The organism is Pseudomonas sp. MG-9 (assembly GCF_018729515.1).
GTDB classification, from domain to species: Bacteria; Pseudomonadota; Gammaproteobacteria; order Pseudomonadales; family Pseudomonadaceae; genus Aquipseudomonas; species Aquipseudomonas serboccidentalis.
Window position 1 is genome coordinate 156209 of record NZ_JAHHZH010000010.1, and the last position, 20932, is coordinate 177140.

Annotated in this window: 16 protein-coding genes; 14 read left to right on the forward strand and 2 right to left on the reverse strand. The window is 61.5% G+C overall.

Annotation, left to right across the window (positions count from 1 at the left end; translation table 11 throughout):
* Positions 1–15 precede the first annotated feature (15 nt).
* Together KKQ10_RS24385 and KKQ10_RS24390 are read right to left on the reverse strand one after the other, a co-directional pair.
* Positions 16–3321, reverse strand: a complete 3306-nt coding sequence (locus KKQ10_RS24385) for a sensor domain-containing protein (protein WP_215502498.1) — start codon at positions 3319–3321, stop codon at positions 16–18.
* 68 nt (positions 3322–3389) lie between these two features.
* A complete protein-coding gene (locus KKQ10_RS24390; protein WP_127650404.1) occupies positions 3390–4280 on the reverse strand; it encodes a LysR family transcriptional regulator in 891 nt (296 codons plus the stop codon).
* Between the two features lie 141 nt (positions 4281–4421).
* Between KKQ10_RS24390 and leuC the strand changes: the two genes are divergently transcribed.
* The 14 genes from leuC (at position 4422) to purF (ending at position 20930) form a co-directional block, all read left to right on the forward strand.
* The gene (gene leuC / locus KKQ10_RS24395; protein ID WP_127650406.1) at positions 4422–5852 is read left to right on the forward strand and encodes a 3-isopropylmalate dehydratase large subunit; all 1431 of its coding nucleotides are present in this window, start codon (positions 4422–4424) and stop codon (positions 5850–5852) included.
* Positions 5853–5854: 2 nt separating this feature from the next.
* Positions 5855–6499: a 3-isopropylmalate dehydratase small subunit gene (gene leuD / locus KKQ10_RS24400; protein ID WP_127650408.1), complete on the forward strand. Its 645-nt coding sequence runs from the start codon at positions 5855–5857 to the stop codon at positions 6497–6499.
* Between the two features lie 135 nt (positions 6500–6634).
* Positions 6635–7402: a class I SAM-dependent methyltransferase gene (locus KKQ10_RS24405; RefSeq protein ID WP_215502499.1), complete on the forward strand. Its 768-nt coding sequence runs from the start codon at positions 6635–6637 to the stop codon at positions 7400–7402.
* Positions 7403–7456: 54 nt separating this feature from the next.
* A complete protein-coding gene (leuB, locus tag KKQ10_RS24410; protein WP_003226430.1) occupies positions 7457–8539 on the forward strand; it encodes a 3-isopropylmalate dehydrogenase in 1083 nt (360 codons plus the stop codon).
* A gap of 66 nt (positions 8540–8605) precedes the next feature.
* Positions 8606–9718 carry an aspartate-semialdehyde dehydrogenase gene (asd, locus tag KKQ10_RS24415; RefSeq protein WP_003226428.1) on the forward strand — a complete coding sequence of 371 codons (1113 nt, stop codon included), beginning with the start codon at positions 8606–8608 and terminating at the stop codon, positions 9716–9718.
* Positions 9719–9992: 274 nt separating this feature from the next.
* On the forward strand, positions 9993–11003 hold the full coding sequence (locus tag KKQ10_RS24420) for an aspartate-semialdehyde dehydrogenase (protein ID WP_215502500.1): 1011 nt from the start codon (positions 9993–9995) through the stop codon (positions 11001–11003).
* A gap of 209 nt (positions 11004–11212) precedes the next feature.
* Positions 11213–13858, forward strand: a complete 2646-nt coding sequence (locus KKQ10_RS24425) for a motility hub landmark protein FimV (protein WP_215502501.1) — start codon at positions 11213–11215, stop codon at positions 13856–13858.
* 270 nt (positions 13859–14128) lie between these two features.
* Positions 14129–14953, forward strand: a complete 825-nt coding sequence (gene truA / locus KKQ10_RS24430; RefSeq protein ID WP_064588347.1) for a tRNA pseudouridine(38-40) synthase TruA — start codon at positions 14129–14131, stop codon at positions 14951–14953.
* A gap of 64 nt (positions 14954–15017) precedes the next feature.
* Positions 15018–15662, forward strand: a complete 645-nt coding sequence (locus KKQ10_RS24435) for a phosphoribosylanthranilate isomerase (protein ID WP_215502502.1) — start codon at positions 15018–15020, stop codon at positions 15660–15662.
* A gap of 200 nt (positions 15663–15862) precedes the next feature.
* Complete coding sequence (gene accD / locus KKQ10_RS24440; protein WP_127650418.1) at positions 15863–16783, forward strand: acetyl-CoA carboxylase, carboxyltransferase subunit beta; 921 nt, start codon at positions 15863–15865, stop codon at positions 16781–16783.
* Entirely contained in the window at positions 16780–18087 is a 1308-nt protein-coding gene (gene folC, locus KKQ10_RS24445) for a bifunctional tetrahydrofolate synthase/dihydrofolate synthase (protein WP_215502503.1), read from the forward strand. The genes accD and folC overlap by 4 nt, the downstream gene beginning before the upstream one ends.
* Positions 18071–18724: an SPOR domain-containing protein gene (locus KKQ10_RS24450; RefSeq protein WP_215502504.1), complete on the forward strand. Its 654-nt coding sequence runs from the start codon at positions 18071–18073 to the stop codon at positions 18722–18724. The genes folC and KKQ10_RS24450 overlap by 17 nt, the downstream gene beginning before the upstream one ends.
* Positions 18725–18822: 98 nt before the next feature.
* Positions 18823–19383: a CvpA family protein gene (locus tag KKQ10_RS24455; RefSeq protein ID WP_007961197.1), complete on the forward strand. Its 561-nt coding sequence runs from the start codon at positions 18823–18825 to the stop codon at positions 19381–19383.
* A 41-nt stretch (positions 19384–19424) separates the two neighbouring features.
* Positions 19425–20930 carry an amidophosphoribosyltransferase gene (gene purF / locus KKQ10_RS24460; RefSeq protein WP_127650424.1) on the forward strand — a complete coding sequence of 502 codons (1506 nt, stop codon included), beginning with the start codon at positions 19425–19427 and terminating at the stop codon, positions 20928–20930.
* The last annotated feature ends 2 nt before the right edge of the window (positions 20931–20932 follow it).

Here is a 20932-nt window from a genome sequence, read left to right on the forward strand (position 1 = left end):
CGCAAATCCTGACAATTATTGATCTGTTGCAAGCTGCACGCGTCTCGCCAGCATCGTTTTCAGTTCCTCCAGCGCCACCGGCCGACTGTGCAGATAACCCTGATACAAATGGCAGCCGAGCCCCTGCAAAAACACCAGTTGTTCCGGTGTTTCCACGCCTTCGGCAATCACCTCCAGCTCCAGACTGCGAGCCATGGCGACGATGGCGCGGATGATCTCGGCGTCGTTAGGGTCGGTGGTCGCATCGCGGACGAACGACTGATCGATTTTCAAGGTGTCCACCGGCAGGCGCTTGAGGTAGGTCAGCGATGAATAACCGGTGCCGAAGTCGTCCATGGCGAAACTCACGCCGAGTTTTTTCAGGCGGCGCATCTTGCTGATGGTGTCGTCCAGGTTCTGGATGACGATGCCTTCGGTGATCTCCAGTTTCAGCAGTGAGCAGGGCAGGCCATGGCTGCTCATGCTGTGTTCGATGCGTTCGACGAAGTCGTTCTGGCGGAACTGCCGCGGGCTGATGTTCACGCACAGGCTGAAATTGAGCGGGTCGACCAGTTTCAAGGCGATCAATTGTTTGAATGCCTTGCAAGCCTCGTCGAGGATCCAGGTGCCGACTTCCAGAATCAGGCCGCTGTCCTCCAGCACCTTGATGAATTCGGTGGGCGATTGCGCGCCGAGTTCCGGGTGGTTCCAGCGCACCAGGGCTTCGGCGCCGATGATACGGTTGTCCTGTGCGTCGACCTGCGGCTGGTAGTGCACGTTGAATTCGCCCCGGGACAGCGCCAGACGCAGATCGGTCTCCATGCGCAGCCGTTCGCTGGCTGCTTTCTGCATGGTGTTGTGGTACATCTGCGTGGTGTTGCGCCCGGAATCCTTGGCCCGGTACAGCGCGATGTCGGCGCGCTTGAGCAGGTCGGTCGGGGTCGAGCCGTGGTCGGGGATCAGCGCCACGCCGATGCTCGGCGTCACTTGCAGGCGCTGGCCGTCGAGGAACATCGGTTCCGACAGCAGCTCGCGGAGGGTATCGGCCAGTTCCCGCACCTGTGCGCTGACCTCGTTGCGCGTGCCCTCCAGACCACTGAGCAGTACCACGAATTCATCGCCACCCAGACGCGCGACGGTGTCTTCCATGCGCACGCTGGCTTCGAGCCGCGCGGTGATGATTTTCAGCACCGTGTCGCCGACCGGGTGACCCAGCGAGTCGTTGATGTGCTTGAAGTGATCGAGGTCGAGGAACAGTAGCGCCCCGCGCAGATTGTGGCGCTTGAGCAGGGCGATCTGCTGGCTCAGGCGATCCATCAGCAAGGCGCGGTTGGGCAGGTTGGTCAGCGGGTCGTGATAGGCCAGATGGCGAATCTGCGCTTCGGCGTTTTTCAGCAGGCTGACGTCCCGGGCCGTCAACAGCAGGCACGCGGTTTCGTTGAGGGTGATCGGTTCGATCGACACTTCGACGGTCAGCAGCTCGCCGCGCTTGTTGCGCCCGAGCATTTCCTGATGGTGCACGCGGCCCTTGATCTGCAGCTCGGCGAGCAGCGCCGAGCGTTGTTTTTCCTCGGCCCAGATACCGATCTGGTACACGGTTTTGCCCACCACCTCGTCGGCCCGATAGCCGGTGAGGCGGCAGAAACCGTCGTTGACCTCCAGGTAGCGTCCAGTGTCACGCTCGGTGATGGTGATCGCATCGGGGCTGGAGTGAAACGCCTTGGCGAATTTCTCTTCGCTGGCCTTGAGTGCGGCTTCGGAGCGCTGCTGTTGGGTGATGTCGCGCAGGGTGGTGACGATGCATGGCTGATCGCCGACGCTGATCTGCCGACTGGAAATCACGCAGGTCAGCGACTGGCCGTCCTTGTGCTGGACGATGATCGCGACATTGCTCAGGCCCTGTTCGCGGATCACCCGTTCGATGCGTTGCAGGCTCTTCGCCGAAGCGTCCCACAAGCCGATGTCTTCGGCGGTGCGGCCGATCACATCGGCGGCGCTCCAGCCGAAGGTCTGGGTGAAGCTGTTATTGATTTCGATGAATTCGCCGCTGTCCTGTCGGGTCACGCAGATCGGGTCGGGGCTGACCTGGAACAACGTGGCGAATTTCTCTTCCGAAGCCACCAGGCGTTGCTCGCGCTCAACCTGATCGGTGATGTCCAGCAACGTCCCGGCCATGCGCAGCGGTGCGCCGTTATCGTCGCGGTAGAGGCGGGCGCGGCTTTCCAGATAGCGCGAGCTGCCGTCCGGCAGTTGCACGCGATAAGTCAGTTGATAGTTGCCGGCCGGGCCTTCGCGCAGGCTGCGGTAGGCATCGCGCATGCTGTCGCGCTCTTCGCCAGGCACACCTTCGAAAAATTCTTCGAACGACTCGTGAAACGGGATCGGCTCCAGCCCGTGCAACTGCGCGGCGCGCGCCGAGCCGTAGAGCATGCCGCTGGGGATGTGCCAGTCCCAGGTGCCGAGCTGCGCCGAGTCCAGCGCCAGATCGAGGCGTTCCTGGCTGTCTTTCAGGGCGTGTTCGGCGGCTTTGCGTTCGGTGGTGTCGAGAAAGGTGCTGAGCAGGTAGGGCTGGCCTTCGAGTTCGACCTTCTGCGCGCTGAGGATGCCGTCATGAATCTGCCCGTTGCTGGCGCGGAACTGCACTTCCATGCTCACCAGGTCGCCTTTGGCCTTGGTCTTTTTCACCAGTTCAGCGCGTTGTTCCGGGTACACCCACAAGCCCAGTTCCAGAGTGGTGCGGCCAATGGCGCTCTGCACCGGCCAGCCGAACAGGCTTTCGAAATACTGGTTGGCCTCGGTGATCAGGCCGTCTTCCTGGCGTGTCAGCAGCACCATGTTCGGGCATAGATGAAAGAGTGTGGCAAAACGTTTCTCCGAACTGCTCAGGGCCTGCTCGCGTTGGCGCTGGTGGGTGATTTCGCGAATCACCCCGATCATTCGGGGGCGGCCGTGTTTGTCCGGCAGCAGGCTGCCGCTGATCTCCAGCCAGTGCAGGCTGCCGTCAGGCCAGCGGATGCGGTGGTGCATCGCCTGTTCCAGCGGCGCGCCGGCAATCACTGCGTGGAAGGCGCGAACGGTTTTGGCCCGGTCTTCGGGCGGCAACAGGTCGAGGTATTCCAGATCCTGCGGCAGCGGTTGCCGTGGATCGAAGCCGAACAGCGCCTGGGTGCCCCGTGACCAGCTGATCTGCCCGCGCTCGATGTCCCAATACCAGGCGCCGAGCCGGGCGCCATTGAGCGCAGCGAGCAATTGCGGCGCACTCTCCCAGCTCTGCTCGGAACGTCGTGGATCAATGGCCTGAATACGCGGCATCGGCGGAATTCGGTCAACAGATTTCGGCATTGTTAACGGGCCTTGAGCGGATGGTGGCGTTAGGCACAGGGACAGCGGCTCTATAGAACTAGCACAAGTTAGCCGGGAGTCCCTGGCAGATCGATTTGTGCATCCAGCAAGGCCATGAAAGCCCTTGCCGCGTTCGACAGCGTCCGTTCGGTGTGCACGATATAGCCTAGCTGGCGACTGAGCTGTATGCCCGGCAAAGGTATGCGCGCGACCTGTTCATCAAGCATGGTGCGCGGCAGAACACTCCAGGCCAGACCGATGGAGACCATCATTTTGATGGTTTCCAGGTAATTGGTACTCATGGCGATGTTCGGCGTCAGCCCCTGAGCCTCGAATAAGCGTTGGACAATATGGTGGGTAAAGGTGTTGCCGCCGGGGAAAACCGCCGGATGACCGGCAATGTCCGCCAGATTCACCGCGCCGTTGCTGATCAGCGAATGCTCCGGTGCCACCACGAAATCCAGCGGGTCGTCCCACACCGGTGTGGCTTTGACCAGGGTGTGCGGCTCTGGCGCCAGGGTGATGACCGCCAGTTCGGCGCGGCCATGGAGAATTTCCTCGTAGGCCACTTCCGAATCGAGGAACTGAATATCCAGCGCCACTTGTGGGTAGCGGCGGGTGAACTCCCTTAACAGCGGCGGCAAGCGGTGCAGGCCGATGTGGTGACTGGTGGCCAGCGTCAGGCGGCCGCTGACTTCGCCGGTCAGGTTGGTCAGGGCGCGGCGGGTGTCGTCCAGCACGTTGAGAATCTGATAAGCCCGGGGCAGCAGGGCACGGCCGGCCTCGGTCAGACCGACCTCACGGCCCAGTCGATCGAACAGCCGCACCTTCAATTGTTGCTCCAGCCCGGCGATGCGTTTGCTGATCGCCGGCTGCGTCAAATGCAGGCGTTCTCCGGCGCCGGAGAAGCTGCCGGTCTCGGCGATGGCGATAAAAGCGTTGAGGTTGGCCAGATCCATGAGTCGTATTCCAGTTTGTTATCCAAAGCATAAAAAATATGAATTTGAGTTATTTAATCTAACCCCATAGGATCGGCCTCACAAGCCAAAGGGTTATTGATAAACCCAGGGCATAGAAACAAGCTGATGAGGAACCGTCTGATGGCCGGCAAAACGCTCTACGACAAGCTCTGGGATTCGCATTTGGTCAAGCAGCGCGACGATGGCTCGGCGCTGATCTATATCGATCGTCACATCATCCACGAAGTGACCTCGCCGCAAGCCTTCGAAGGTCTGCGTCTGGCCGGGCGCAAGCCTTGGCGCATCGATGCCAACATCGCGACCCCGGACCACAACGTACCGACGACCCCGGAGCGCAAGGGCGGCATCGCAGCCATTGCCGATCAGGTTTCGCGTTTGCAGGTTCAAACCCTCGATGACAACTGTGATGAATACGGCATCGTCGAGTTCAAGATGAACGACATCCGTCAGGGCATCGTTCACGTGATCAGCCCGGAACAGGGCGCGACCTTGCCGGGCATGACTGTGGTCTGCGGCGACTCGCACACCTCGACCCATGGCGCCTTCGGTGCACTGGCGCACGGTATCGGCACCTCCGAGGTCGAGCACGTGCTCGCCACTCAGTGCCTGGTCGCCAAAAAAATGAAGAACATGCTGGTGCGCGTTGAAGGCCAGTTGCCGTTCGGCGTGACCGCCAAGGACATCGTCCTCGCGGTGATCGGCAAGATCGGCACCGCCGGCGGTAACGGCCATGCCATCGAATTCGCTGGCAGCGCGATCCGCGACCTGTCCGTCGAAGGCCGCATGACCATCTGCAACATGTCCATCGAAGCCGGCGCCCGTGTGGGCCTGGTGGCGGCCGACGAGAAGACCGTCGAGTACGTCAAGGGCCGTCCGTTCGCCCCCAAAGGCGCGCAGTGGGATCAGGCCGTCGAAGCCTGGAAAGACCTGGTGTCCGATGCCGACGCCAAATTCGACACCGTAGTCGAACTGGACGCTGCGCAGATCAAGCCGCAAGTCAGCTGGGGCACGTCCCCGGAAATGGTGTTGGCGGTTGACCAGAACGTGCCGGACCCGGCCAAAGAGATGGACCTGGTCAAGCGCGACTCGATCGTCCGCGCCTTGAAATACATGGGTTTGAGCGCCAATCAGGCAATCACCGACATTCAGCTGGACCGCGTGTTCATCGGCTCCTGCACCAACTCGCGCATCGAGGACTTGCGTGCGGCGGCCGTGATCGCCAAGGGTCGCAAAGTGGCCTCGACCATCAAGCAGGCCATTGTGGTGCCGGGCTCGGGTCTGGTGAAAGCGCAGGCCGAGGCTGAAGGTCTGGACAAGATCTTCCTCGAAGCCGGTTTCGAATGGCGCGAGCCGGGTTGCTCGATGTGCCTGGCGATGAACCCGGACCGTTTGGAATCGGGCGAGCATTGCGCCTCGACCTCCAACCGCAACTTTGAAGGCCGTCAGGGTGCCGGTGGTCGTACCCACCTCGTCAGCCCGGCCATGGCCGCTGCGGCGGCGGTGAACGGTCGTTTCATCGACGTTCGTGAATTGATCCAAGGAGCACAGTAACGATGAAGGCATTTACTCAGCACACGGGTCTTGTCGCGCCTCTGGATCGTGCCAACGTCGACACCGACCAGATCATTCCGAAGCAGTTTTTGAAGTCGATCAAGCGCACCGGTTTCGGTCCGAACCTGTTTGACGAGTGGCGTTACCTGGATGTCGGCCAGCCGTACCAGGACAACTCCAAACGCCCGCTGAACAAGGAGTTCGTGCTCAACGCCGAGCGTTATCAAGGCGCCAGCGTATTGTTGGCCCGCGAGAACTTCGGTTGCGGCTCCAGCCGTGAACACGCGCCATGGGCGCTGGAGGAATACGGCTTCCGCAGCATCATCGCGCCGAGCTACGCCGACATCTTCTTCAACAACAGCTTCAAGAACGGCTTGCTGCCGATCATCTTGAGTGACGCTGAAGTCGATGAATTGTTCAAGCAGGTTGAAGCCGAGCCGGGCTATCAATTGCAGATCGATCTGCAGGCGCAGACCGTGACCCGTCCGGATGGCAAGGTCTACAGCTTCGAGATCGACGCGTTCCGCAAGCATTGCTTGCTCAATGGTCTGGACGATATCGGTCTGACCTTGCAGGACGGCGATGCAATTGCGGCGTTCGAAGCCAAGCATCGCGTGAGCCAGCCTTGGTTGTTCCGCGACGCTTGATTTGCGTATGGCGAATGACGCCATCGCGAGCAGGCTCACTCCTACAGGGGGAACGCATTCCAAATGTAGGAGTGAGCCTGCTCGCGATGAGGTCCGCAAAGGCAATACAAGACTCCAACCCAAAAGGAAGTCCTCATGACCAGCACCGCCCAGCACACTCAGGTCGTACAAAAGCAATTCGGTGAACAGGCCGCCGCCTACCTGAGCAGCGCCGTTCACGCTCAAGGCACTGAATTTGCGCTGCTACAGGCTGAGCTGGCGGGGCAGGGCGACGCCCGGGTGCTGGATTTGGGTTGCGGTGCCGGTCATGTGAGTTTTCATGTGGCGCCGCTGGTCAAGGAAGTGGTGGCCTACGACCTGTCGCAGCAGATGCTCGACGTGGTTGCCGCCGCTGCCGTGGATCGCGGGTTTGCCAACATTGCCACGGTCAACGGCGCCGCCGAGCGTCTGCCGTTTGCCGATGGCGAGTTCGACTTCGTGTTCAGCCGTTATTCGGCGCACCATTGGAGCGACCTCGGCGTGGCCCTGCGCGAAGTGCGTCGGGTGCTGAAACCGGGTGGCGTGGCGGCGTTCGTCGACGTGTTGTCACCGGGCAGCCCATTGTTCGACACTTACCTGCAGAGCGTTGAAGTGCTGCGCGACACCAGCCATGTGCGCGATTATTCCGCCGGTGAGTGGTTGCGTCAGGTCAGCGAGGCGGGGCTGCATGCCCGCAGCACCACGCGTCAGCGGCTGCGTCTGGAGTACAGCAGTTGGGTCGAGCGCATGCGCACCCCCGAAGTGATGCGCGCGGCGATCCGCCAGTTGCAGCAGTCGATGGGCAACGAAGTGCGCGAATATTTTGAGATTGATGCCGACGGCTCGTTCAGTACAGATGTAATCGTATTGATGGCCGAACGCTAAGCATTTTTCCCGGCGCGCCACCAGTGGCGCACCGACTGAAGACACGAGGAAAGCATGAGCAAGCAGATTCTGATTCTCCCAGGTGACGGTATTGGTCCGGAAATCATGGCCGAAGCGGTCAAGGTTCTGGAATTGGCCAACGACAAGTACAGCCTGGGCTTCGAGCTGAGCCATGACGTGATCGGTGGCGCTGCCATCGACAAGCACGGCGTGCCGCTGGCCGACGAAACCCTCGACCGTGCCCGTGCTGCCGACGCCGTGCTGCTGGGCGCGGTGGGCGGCCCGAAATGGGACACCATCGAGCGTGACATCCGCCCTGAACGCGGTCTGCTGAAAATCCGTGCGCAACTGGGCCTGTTCGGCAACCTGCGTCCGGCGATCCTGTATCCGCAACTGGCCGATGCTTCGAGCCTCAAGCCGGAAATCGTTGCCGGTCTGGACATCCTGATCGTGCGTGAGCTGACCGGCGGCATCTACTTCGGCGCGCCGCGCGGCACCCGTACCCTGGAAAACGGTGAGCGTCAGTCCTACGACACCCTGCCGTACAGCGAAAGCGAAATCCGCCGCATCGCCCGTGTCGGTTTCGACATGGCCATGGTCCGTGGCAAGAAGCTGTGTTCGGTGGACAAGGCCAACGTACTGGCGTCCAGCCAACTGTGGCGTGAAGTGGTCGAGCAGGTCGCCAAGGATTACCCTGAAGTCGAACTGAGCCACATGTACGTCGACAACGCCGCCATGCAACTGGTGCGCGCACCGAAGCAGTTCGACGTGATCGTCACCGACAACATGTTTGGCGACATCCTGTCCGACGAAGCGTCGATGCTCACCGGCTCCATCGGCATGCTGCCGTCGGCCTCGCTGGATTCGAACAACAAGGGCATGTACGAGCCTTGCCACGGTTCGGCGCCGGACATCGCCGGCAAAGGCATTGCCAACCCGCTGGCAACCATTCTTTCGGTGTCGATGATGTTGCGTTACAGCTTCAATCTGCACGATGCGGCCGATGCCATCGAGAAGGCCGTCAGCGTGGTGCTGGATCAAGGTCTGCGCACCGGTGACATCTATTCGGCCGGTTGCACTAAAGTCGGTACGCAGGAAATGGGTGACGCAGTAGTCGCCGCGCTGCGGAATCTGTAATCTCTCGGGCCCACTGCGAAATTCAATACAAAGCAGTGGCCCACTTTTCAAGAAGGTGTAGTTGCGATGAAACGTGTAGGTCTGATCGGTTGGCGCGGCATGGTCGGTTCCGTGCTCATGCAGCGGATGCTGGAAGAGCAGGATTTCGATCTTATCGAGCCGGTGTTTTTCACCACTTCCAATGTCGGTGGCCAAGGCCCGTCCGTGGGCAAGGACATTGCTCCGCTCAAGGACGCTTACAGCATTGAAGAGCTGAAAACCCTCGACGTGATCCTGACCTGCCAGGGTGGCGACTACACCAGCGAAGTGTTCCCGAAGCTGCGCGAAGCCGGCTGGCAGGGTTACTGGATCGACGCGGCCTCCAGCCTGCGGATGAACGATGACGCGGTGATCATTCTCGATCCGGTCAACCGCAAGGTCATCGACCAGCAACTGGACGCGGGCACCAAGAACTACATCGGCGGCAACTGCACCGTCAGCCTGATGCTGATGGGCCTGGGCGGCCTGTTCGAAGCCGGTCTGGTCGAGTGGATGAGCGCCATGACGTATCAGGCGGCCTCCGGTGCCGGCGCGCAGAACATGCGTGAACTGATCAAGCAGATGGGCGCGACCCACGCGGCAGTTGCCGATCAACTGGCCGATCCGGCCAGCGCGATCCTCGACATCGACCGTCGTGTTGCCGAAGCCATGCGCAGCGACGCATACCCGACCGAAAACTTCGGCGTACCGCTGGCCGGCAGCCTGATCCCGTGGATCGACAAGGAACTGCCGAACGGCCAAAGCCGCGAAGAGTGGAAGGCCCAGGCCGAGACCAACAAGATCCTCGGCCGCTTCAAGAGCCCGATCCCGGTCGACGGCATCTGCGTGCGCATCGGCGCCATGCGTTGCCACAGCCAGGCGCTGACCATCAAACTGAACAAAGACGTGCCAATCGCCGACATCGAAGGGCTGATCAGCCAGCACAACCCTTGGGTCAAACTGGTGCCGAACAACCGCGACATCAGCATGCAGGAGCTGAGCCCGACCAAGGTCACCGGCACCCTGAATGTCCCGGTGGGTCGTCTGCGCAAGCTGAACATGGGTTCGCAATTCGTCGGTGCTTTCACCGTCGGCGACCAACTGCTGTGGGGCGCGGCCGAACCGCTGCGCCGCATGCTGCGGATCCTGCTGGAGCGTTGATCGCTTGAGCCGTGAAAGAACCCGCGCCTTGTGAGAGGTGCGGGTTTTTTTATGGCTGATGGTTCTCGGTTGCCCGGGCGGGCCGCATCGCGAGCAGGCCCACTCCTACAAAGGAGGGTGGTGTACACAAATTTTCTGATCAACACCGATCACTGTAGGAGTGAGCCTGCTCGCGATGAGGCCGGTGCAGACGCCGCAAATGCCCGGCAGAAATTGCCTGCATGGCAGTCACCCGGTAAAGTGCCGCTCCCCCCGTTTCGCCAGAGGTAGCACCATGACCCAGACCCTTGATATTGCCGTCGTCGGCGCCACCGGTACTGTCGGCGAAACCCTCGTACAGATTCTCGAAGAGCGCGACTTCCCGGTCGGCAACCTGCACCTGCTGGCCAGCAGCGAATCCGCCGGCAGTTCGGTGCTGTTCCGCAACAAGAACGTGCGCGTGCGCGAAGTCGACGAGTTCGATTTCAGCAAGGTCAAACTGGTGTTCTTCGCCGCCGGCCCGGCGATCTCGCTGAGCTACGCGGCGCGGGTCCATGCGGCCGGTTGCTCGTTGATCGACCTCTCCGGCGCATTGCCGGCCGAGCAGGCGCCGCAAGTGGTGCCGGAAGCCAATGCTGAGGTCATCGCCGGTCTGAAAGCGCCGTTCCAGGTCAGCAGCCCAAGCCCGTCGGCCACGACGCTGGCTGTGGTGCTGGCGCCGCTGCTGGACTTGATCGACCTGCAATACGTCAACGTTACCGCCAATCTGGCCGTGTCCGCGCAAGGTCGCGAAGCCGTGACCGAGTTGGCGCGGCAGACCGCCGAGCTGCTGAATATGCGTCCGCTGGAGCCGACTTTCTTCGATCGGCAGATGGCCTTCAACCTGCTGGCCCAGGTCGGCACCCCGGACGCCCACGGCCACACGTTGCTGGAAAAACGCCTGGTGCGCGAGTTGCGTCAGGTGCTGGCGCAGCCTTTATTAAAGATTTCCGCAACTTGCGTTCAAGCCCCGGTGTTTTTTGGCGATAGCTATAGCGTGACCTTGCAGTCAGCGAGCGCGGTCGACCTGGAAAAGGTCAACGCTGCACTTGAAGATGCACCCGGCATAGAGCTGGTCGAAGCCGGCGATTACCCGACGGCGGTGGGTGACGCGGTGGGGCAGGACGTGGTCTATGTCGGTCGCGTGCGCAGCGGAGTCGACGACCCGGCGGAACTTAATCTGTGGCTGACGTCAGATAACGTACGCAAAGGCGCAGCCCTCAATGCTGTGCAGGTTGCTGAATTGTTGATAAAAGACCTGCTGTAAAAGATACTTGGCAACAATTTGTCGACTGATTCTAGGTGAGCGCTATGCTTGCCCGGAGCACTTGATAACGTGTCACCCTCCGGGACTTTCCGGGGCATCAAAGAAATGATCGCGCGCGGCAGTCTGTCGTCGTCGCGCGCAATGCCTTACGGCAGCGGCAATCAACATCTTCTCGCTGGCCGAGGAACGTTCAAACAAAGGATGAGGCTATGGTTCAAGTTCGCAAACTGGTGTTAGCAATAGCGGCCGCCTCGGCGCTGTCCTCCGGTATGGCGCATGCCCTCGGGCTCGGGGAGCTGACCCTGAAGTCGACCCTGAACCAGCCGCTGGTGGCCGAAATCGAGCTGCTCGACGTCAAGGATCTCACCGCTGCCGAAGTGGTGCCGAGCCTGGCTTCGCCGGAAGATTTCGCCAAGGCCGGCGTCGATCGCCAGGCCTTCCTCAACGATCTGACCTTCACCCCGGTGCTCAACGCCAGCGGCAAAAGCGTGCTGCGCGTAACCTCGAGCAAACCGCTGTCGGAACCGATGGTGAAATTCCTCGTGCAGGTGATGTGGCCCAACGGCCGTCTGCTGCGCGACTACAGCGTGCTGCTCGATCCGTCGAAGTTCTCGCCGCAAACCGCTGACGCCGCCGCGCAACCGGCACCGTCGCAGACCATCACGGCGCCGACCACCGGGGCCACACACCCGAATCAATACACCACCACGCCGCGCGATACCCTGTGGGAAATCGCCGCGAAGGCGCGCACCGGTGGCTCCGTGCAGCAAACCATGCTGGCGATTCAGGCGCTGAACCCGGACGCGTTCATCGACGGCAACATCAACCGGCTGAAAACCGGTCAGGTGCTGCGTCTGCCGGACTCGGTCGAAAGCACCGCGCTGCCGCAATCGAAAGCGATCGCTGAAGTGGCCGCGCAGAACGAAGCCTGGCGTCAGGGCCGTCGTTATGTCGCCAAGCCGGGTACCGGCCAGCAGCAGCTCGATGCCACCAAACGGGGTCGCAGCAATGCCGGTGCCGGCCAGAATGCCAAAGACAACCTGAGCCTGGTTTCCGCCGAAAGCGCCAAGGCGCGAGGCAAGGGCCCGGCCGGCGATGCCAAGGCCTTGAGCAACAAGCTGGCGGTCACTCAGGAAAGCCTCGACACGACCCGTCGTGACAACGAGGAACTGAAAAGCCGCATGTCCGATCTGCAAAGCCAGCTGGACAAGCTGCAACGCCTGATCGAGCTGAAGAACAACCAACTGGCGAAAATGCAGGCTGACGGTACGGGCGCTGCGCCAGCCGCCAACGCTGCCGTGCCGGCGATCACGGCCGAACTGGCCGCGACACCGCCAGCGACCCCGGCAGAAGCTGCGCCTACCCCGGAATCGGCGATTGCGCCACCGGTCGACACGCCTGCCGAGACGCCAGTCGTCGCGCCGAAACCGGCTGTCGATGAAGACAAGACTTTCAACGAGCTGCTGACCAATCCGATCCTGTTGGGTCTGATCGGTGGCGGTGCGGTGGTGCTGCTGCTTCTGTTGTTGCTGCTGGCGCGTCGCCGTAAAGCCCAGCAGGAAGCCGAGAAGCACCTGCGCATGGCGCGTGCCCTGGCTGAGGAACAAGAGTTCTCCGCCGAACAGGATCTGCCGGAAAGCAGCTTCGAAGGCCTGGAAGTGCCTGCCGCCAGCGTCAAGCTGAATACCGCAGTACCCGCGCCTGCTCCAGCCCCGGCAGCGGTCGTGACGCCAGTGGTGATGGCTGAGCCGATTGCGGCGCCACTGGTTGCGCCGGCTGCCGAGCGTTCCGATGACGTGCTGGACAAGGCCCAGTCGCACATCAACGCCGGTCGCCTGAATCAGGCTGCTGCGCTGCTGGAAGAGGGTGTCAGCCTTGAGCCGCAACGCAGCGACCTGCGCCTGAAACTGATGGAGGTCTACGGTCAGCAGGGCGATCGCGATGCGTTCGTCGGTCAGGAGCGTCAGTTGGTGGCCAATGGCGACAACTTCGCCAAGGTCGAAGAACTGAAAAAACGCTTCCCGGCCATGGCCGTCGTGGCTGTTGCGGGTCTGGCGGCAGCGGCGGTCGCTGCCGAGCTGGACGCGCAATACGTCAAGGACCTGCTGCTCGACGAGCCTGAGGCGCCTGCACCTGAGCCTGCGCCAGTGGCAGACGATCTGGACAGCGCGTTCGACCTGAGCCTGGATGACCTCGACAACATTACTCCGGTAGAGCCGGCCCCTGTCGTGGAGCCTGAAGCGCCGGTGGAGCTGGACGAATTCCCGGCAGACGACGATCTGAGCTTTGAATCGGTGCTGCAGCAGCAGACCGAAATCAAGGAAAACCTCGACGACTTGTCGGACTTCGACCTGGATCTGGACCTCGGTGCCGAACCTGCGCCAGCCCCTGCGGCTGACCTGGCGGACGATGACTTCCTGCTGGATCTGGACGAAGGCGTGAAAGACCTGTCGCCGGTCGAGCCTGCCGTGGTGAACGAAGCGCCACAGGACGATCTGGAGCTGCCGGCAGATTTCGATCTGTCACTGGCTGACGAGATGGACAGCAATCCGGCCGAACCGGATGCCTTCGCCGCCGAGCTGAATGACGTCAACGCCGAGCTGGATCGCCTGTCGCAGAGCATTGCCGAGCCGACCTTCACCGAAGCCGATGCGGCGATGGGTGATGACCTGGGCGAAGACGATTTCGACTTCCTCGCCGGCACTGATGAAGCGGCCACCAAGCTCGATCTGGCCCAGGCCTACATCGACATGGGTGACAACGACGGTGCCCGCGACATCCTCAACGAAGTGTTGACCGAGGGTGACGAGAAGCAGCGTGGCGAAGCCAAGGAAATGCTGTCGCACCTGGCTTGATTCAGCGTCAGCAGTAAACAGAACGGCAGCCCATTGAGGCTGCCGTTTTTGTTTGGGCGGGTATCTGTAGCGGCTGCGCTATCGTCATCGCGAGCAGGCTCACTCCTACAGTTGGAATGCTTTCCCCCTGTAGGAGTGAGCCTGCTCGCGATGGCGGCCGAACCGCTGATAGAGAATTCTGGCATCCCCGGTCCACCGCCTTATAATGCCCGCCTTTGTAGATCAGCAGGCTGTCCCACCTTGGCAAACATAGATAACCCGGTCGCCGAAATGGCACCCGAAGGCTTTTACCGTGTGGCACTGGGCGTCGAGTACAAAGGCTCGCGTTACAGCGGCTGGCAGCGTCAGTTGACGGGTGTCGCCACGGTGCAGGAAGAGCTCGAAAAAGCCTTGTCGAAAGTCGCCAACTCGCCGATTTCGTTGCAGTGCGCCGGTCGCACCGATGCCGGGGTGCATGCGTGCGGGCAAGTGGTGCATTTCGACACGCCGGTCGATCGTTCGCTGAAGGCCTGGGTGATGGGCGCCAACATCAATCTGCCCCACGACATCAGTGTCAGCTGGGCCAGGGTGATGCCGGCGCATTTCCATGCGCGGTTCAAGGCTATCGCCCGACGTTATCGCTACGTGATCTATAACGATCAGATTCGTCCGGCGCATCTCAACGAAGAAATCACCTGGAACCATCGCCCGCTGGACGTCGAGCGCATGGCTGAAGCGGCGCAGTACCTGATTGGTACCCACGATTTCAGTGCGTTCCGTGCCGGCCAGTGCCAGGCCAAGTCGCCGATCAAGAAAATGCACCACCTGCGCGTGACCCGTCACGGCAAGATGATCGTGCTCGATATCCGCGCCAATGCGTTCCTGCATCACATGGTGCGTAACATTGCCGGTGTTCTGATGACGATTGGTGCCGGCGAGCGCCCGGTTGAGTGGATGAAGGAAGTGCTGGAGAGTCGCGAGCGGCGTTCCGGCGGAGTGACAGCGCATCCGTATGGGTTGTATCTGGTGCAGGTCGAGTACCACGACGAGTTCCCGTTGCCCGAGCGTTTCATCGGGCCACATTTCCTTACGGGTTTCTCTGGCCTCGACGGCTGACGCCCCCGGACGCTTTTGTTACCATCCGGGACTTTCCCGGTTTTGCCTTGAGGTTTTTATCGACATGTCCGCCGTTCGCAGCAAGATTTGCGGGATTACCCGCATAGAAGATGCGTTGGCAGCGGTCGAGGCCGGGGCCGATGCCATCGGTTTCGTGTTTTATGCGAAAAGCCCGCGGGCGGTGAGCGCGCAGCAGGCGAGGGCGATCATCCGGGCCTTGCCGCCGTTTGTGACCACCGTCGGCCTGTTCGTCAATGCCAGCCGCTGCGAGTTGGGGGAAATCCTCGATGCCGTGCCGCTGGATCTGCTGCAGTTTCATGGCGATGAAAGTGCCGAAGAGTGCGAGGGCTGGCATCGTCCCTACATCAAGGCGTTGCGGGTCAAGGCCGGCGACGACATCGCGGCCGCCGTCGATGCCTATCCGAGCGCCAGTGGCGTGTTGCTCGACACCTACGTCGAAGGCGTGCCTGGCGGAACTGGCGAGGCGTTCGACTGGTCATTGATTCCGCAACAGTTGAGCAAGCCGCTGATCCTGGCCGGTGGTCTGACGCCGGACAACGTCGCTGACGCCGTAGCCCGGGTCAAGCCGTACGCGGTCGATGTCAGCGGTGGGGTAGAGGCGAGCAAGGGCATCAAGGATCATGCGAAGATCCGCGCGTTCATCGATGCCGTACGTAGAAGCTCACAGGGAGCGCCTACTTCGATGTGACGGCTGGCAGTCTGCCGCCGTCCATCAATGCACTTGCACAAAGCAGGCGAGGCTGAGGGTTTTTGGAGTTGCACGCAGGTCATGTTTCGCGCTGACCGCGGGGTTCCACCGACCATCGCCACACACATGAATTTAGCTGAAGGGCATACGCGGGGCTGCGAACCAGAGCGTTCGGGCCGCCGGTACTGGAGAAAGAAAGCATGAGCAACTGGTTGGTAGACAAACTGATCCCTTCGATCATGCGTTCGGAGGTCAAGAAGAGCTCGGTGCCTGAAGGTCTGTGGCACAAATGCCCGTCCTGCGAGGCTGTGCTGTATCGCCCTGAGCTGGAAAAGACCCTGGACGTTTGCCCCAAGTGCAACCACCACATGCGCATCGGCGCACGGGCGCGCATCGACATCTTTCTGGATGCCGAAGGCCGCAACGAACTGGGTGCCGATCTGGAGCCGGTTGACCGTCTGAAATTCCGTGACGGCAAGAAGTACAAGGACCGTCTGGTCGCTGCACAGAAGCAGACCGGCGAAAAAGACGCGCTGATCTCCGTCAGCGGCACCCTGCTGGGCATGCCGGTGGTGGTTTCGGCGTTCGAATTCAGCTTCATGGGCGGTTCCATGGGTGCCATCGTCGGTGAGCGCTTCGTGCGCGCCGCCAACTACGCCCTGGAAAACCGTTGCCCGATGATCTGCTTCGCCGCTTCCGGTGGTGCGCGGATGCAGGAAGCGCTGATCTCGCTGATGCAGATGGCCAAGACTTCGGCGGTGCTGGCGCGTCTGCGTGAAGAAGGCATCCCGTTCATCTCGGTACTGACCGACCCGGTCTACGGCGGCGTTTCCGCCAGTCTGGCGATGCTCGGCGACGTGATCGTCGGTGAGCCGAAAGCACTGATCGGCTTCGCCGGTCCACGTGTGATCGAGCAGACCGTGCGGGAAAAACTGCCGGAAGGCTTCCAGCGCAGCGAATTCCTGCTGGAGCACGGCGCCATCGACCTGATCATCGATCGTCGTGAACTGCGTCCACGTCTGGGCAATCTGCTGGCGCAACTGACCGGCCAGCCGACACCGACCTACATCGCCGCTCCAGTCGAGCCAATCGTCGTTCCGCCGGTGCCTGCCAACGTATGACCGAGCGTACCCTTGGCGAGTGGCTCGCCTACCTTGAGCAGTTGCATCCATCGGCCATCGACATGGGGCTGGAGCGTTCGCAACAGGTAGCGTCCCGCATGGGGCTGGGCCAGCCGGCGCCTCGGGTGATTACGGTCACCGGCACCAACGGCAAGGGTTCGACCTGCGCATTCGTGGCTTCGTTGCTGCGGGCACAGGGCCTGAGCGTGGGTGTCTACAATTCTCCGCACCTGCTGCGTTACAACGAGCGGGTGCAGCTCAATGGCGTCGAAGCCACTGACGCACAGCTGTGCGACGCCTTTGCGGCGGTTGAAGCCGGCCGTGGCGAAACCTCGCTGACTTACTTCGAAATGGGCACCCTGGCGGCGTTCTGGCTGTTTCAGCAGGCCGGGCTCGATGCGGTGGTGCTGGAAGTCGGTCTGGGTGGGCGTCTGGATACGGTCAATGTGGTGGACGCCGATATCGCGCTGGTCACCAGCATTGGCGTCGATCATGCCGAGTACCTGGGTAATACCCGCGAATCCGTAGCCTTCGAGAAGGCCGGGATTTTCCGTCAGGGCAAACCTGCCTTGTGCGGCGATCTGAACCCTCCGCAACCCCTGCTCGACAAGGCGCGTGAACTGGCGTGTCCGTTTTTCCTGCGTGGGCGTGATTTCGACCTCGGTATTTCCGATCAGCATTGGCAGTGGCGCGGTACCGATGCGCAAGGTCAGCAGGTCGAATTGCACGACCTGCCGCTGCTGGATTTGCCGATGGAAAACGCGGCGCTGGCATTGCAGGCGTATCTGTTGCTCGGTCTGCCGTGGGATGCAGCGCAGATCGTGGCGGCCTTGCAGGCGACTCGCGTGGTGGGTCGCCTGGATCGTCGCTCGTTTCAGTTCAATGGCAAGCGTCTGAACCTGCTGCTGGATGTGGGGCATAACCCGCACGCGGCGGAGTATCTGGCGCGGCGCCTGGCCAGTCGGCCGCTGGTGGGCAAGCGCCTGGCGGTGTTCGGCTTGCTTGCCGACAAGGATCTGGATGGCGTTGTCGGCGAATTGAATGCTAGTGTCCAGCAGTGGGCGGTCGCACCACTGGATTCGCCGCGTTCGCGCCCGGCCAGTGAATTGCACGCTGCGCTGCAGAACCTTGGCGCGTCCGTCACGTCCTATGACAGTGTTGCGGCGGCGCTGGAAGGGCAATGTGCAGTGGCCACCAGCGACGACGAGATTCTGTTGTTCGGATCATTTTATTGTGTCGCCGAGGCCCTCGAATGGCTGGCCCGGCGCTCCACGGAGGAAGCGGCAAATGGCTTTGCTGGATAAAGCGTACAAGCAGCGCATGGTTGGCGCGCTGGTGCTGGTGGCGCTGGCGGTGATTTTCCTGCCGATGCTGTTTTCCCGCCAGGACGAGCAGCGTCAGGTGACGGTTGAGGCGCCCGCCGCGCCGCAAGCGCCGGCTGTGCCGCAAGTGCAGCTTGAGCCGGTCGCCGTGCCTGAGCCGCAAACGCTGCCGCAAGAACCAGTGCCGAGCGATGACGAAGTGGCCGAGCAATCGGCGCCGTCGCTGCCGATTGCGCCTGCGCCAGCGCCTGCTCCAGTCGCCAAACCGGTTGCACCGGCACCGGCACCGGTGGCCAAGCCGACAACGGCACCAGCCCAGCCGATTGCGGCGGCCCCGATCAAGCCTGACACCACGCAGAGCCGCGTCGACGCCAACGGTCTGTCAGTCAGCTGGTCGGTGCAACTGGCCAGCCTGTCGAGTCGTGCCAGCGCCGAAAGCCTGCAGAAAACCCTGCGCAGCCAGGGCTACAACGCTTACATCCGCTCTGCCGATGGCAAAAATCGGGTGTTCGTTGGTCCGCTGATCGAACGTGCCGAGGCCGATCGTCTGCGTGATTTGTTGAGCCGTCAGCAGAACCTCAAGGGTTTTGTCGTGCGCTTCCAGCCCGAGCGCGGCTAGGATCTATCGATTCGATTGAAATGCACTGAAAATCGCAGCTTACCGACAGCGGTGCGCTCTGCTAAAATGCGCCGCCTTATCCGTCTGTAGGCTGCACTGTGCCATTTACCCTGGTTGACTGGGCGATCGTTGCAATCATCGCCATCTCCGCTTTGATCAGTTTGAGCCGCGGCTTCGTCAAGGAAGCACTATCGCTGGTGACCTGGATCATTGCAGGAGCCGTTGCCTGGATGTTCGGTGGCTCACTGTCCGAGTACCTCGCCGGATACATCGAAACCCCATCGGCTCGCGTGATCGCGGGCTGTGCCATCATGTTTGTCGCCACACTGATCGTGGGCGCAATGATCAATTATCTTATCGGCGAGTTGGTTCGCGTGACCGGGTTGTCCGGCACCGACCGATTCCTGGGCATGGCCTTCGGCGCAGCGCGTGGCGTGTTGCTGGTGGTCGTGGCAGTCGGGCTGTTGAGCCTGGGGCCGGTACAGCAGGACGGGTGGTGGAAAGAATCACAGCTCGTGCCAAAGTTTCTATTGGTCGCCGACTGGTCCAAAAACCTGATTCTCGGGTGGAGCAGTCAGTGGCTTGCCAGCGGAATCAGCGTACCCGCTGATATTCCGTTCAAGGAGCAGCTCTTGCCGTCGGCCAAAACGCCACAGTGAGTGTTGTTCAGTTCAGATCCATTAAGTAGGGGTTGCGTCGCATGTGTGGCATCGTCGGTATCGTCGGTAAGTCGAACGTCAATCAGGCGCTGTATGACGCGCTAACCGTGCTCCAGCACCGCGGCCAGGACGCTGCCGGTATCGTGACCAGCCATGATGGCCGGTTGTTCTTGCGCAAGGACAATGGCCTGGTGCGTGACGTGTTTCATCAGCGTCACATGCAGCGCCTGGTCGGCCACATGGGTATCGGCCACGTGCGTTACCCGACCGCCGGCAGCTCGACCTCGGCCGAGGCTCAGCCGTTTTACGTCAACTCGCCGTACGGCATCACCCTGGCGCACAACGGCAACCTGACCAACGTTGAACAGTTGGCCAAGGAGATTTACGAATCCGACCTGCGTCACGTCAACACCAGTTCCGACTCGGAAGTGCTGCTGAACGTGTTCGCTCACGAGCTGGCCCAGCGCGGCAAGCTGCAGCCGACCGAAGAAGACGTGTTTGCCGCCGTGACCGACGTGCACAACCGTTGTGTCGGCGGTTACGCGGTGGTCGCGATGGTCACCGGTTACGGCATCGTCGGTTTCCGTGACCCGCACGGCATTCGTCCGATCGTGTTCGGCCAGCGTCACACCGACGAAGGCGTCGAGTACATGATCGCCTCCGAAAGCGTTTCGCTGGACGTGCTCGGCTTTACCCTGATTCGCGACCTGGCTCCGGGCGAAGCGGTCTACATCACTGAAGACGGCAAGCTGCACACCCGTCAGTGCGCGACCAACCCGTCCCTGACCCCGTGCATCTTCGAACACGTCTACCTGGCGCGTCCGGACTCGATCATCGACGGCGTGTCGGTGTACAAGGCCCGTCTGCGCATGGGTGAGAAGCTCGCCGAGAAGATCCTGCGCGAGCGTCCAGAGCACGACATCGACGTGGTCATCCCGATTCCGGACACCAGCCGCACCGCTGCGCTGGAGCTGGCGAATCACCTGGGCGTGAAATTCCGCGAAGGTTTCGTCAAGAACCGTTACATCGGTCGTACCTTCATCATGCCGGGCCAGGCTGCGCGCAAGAAGTCGGTTCGGCAGAAGCTCAACGCCATCGAGCTGGAATTCCGCGGCAAGAACGTGATGCTGGTCGACGACTCGATCGTGCGCGGTACCACCTGCAAGCAGATCATCCAGATGGCCCGCGAAGCCGGCGCGAAAAACGTCTACTTCTGCTCGGCTGCTCCGGCAGTACGCTTCCCGAACGTCTACGGCATCGACATGCCGAGCGCTCACGAGCTGATCGCGCACAATCGTTCGACACAAGACGTGGCGGATCTGATCGGCGCGGACTGGCTGATCTATCAGGACCTGCCTGACTTGATCGAAGCGGTCGGTGGCGGCAAGATCAAGATCGAGCACTTCGATTGCGCGGTGTTCGACGGCAAGTACGTCACCGGCGATGTCGATGAGGCTTACCTGAACAAGATCGAGCAGGCGCGCAACGATGCCTCCAAGGTCAAGACCCAGGCGGTCAGTGCGATCATTGATCTGTACAACAACTGAGT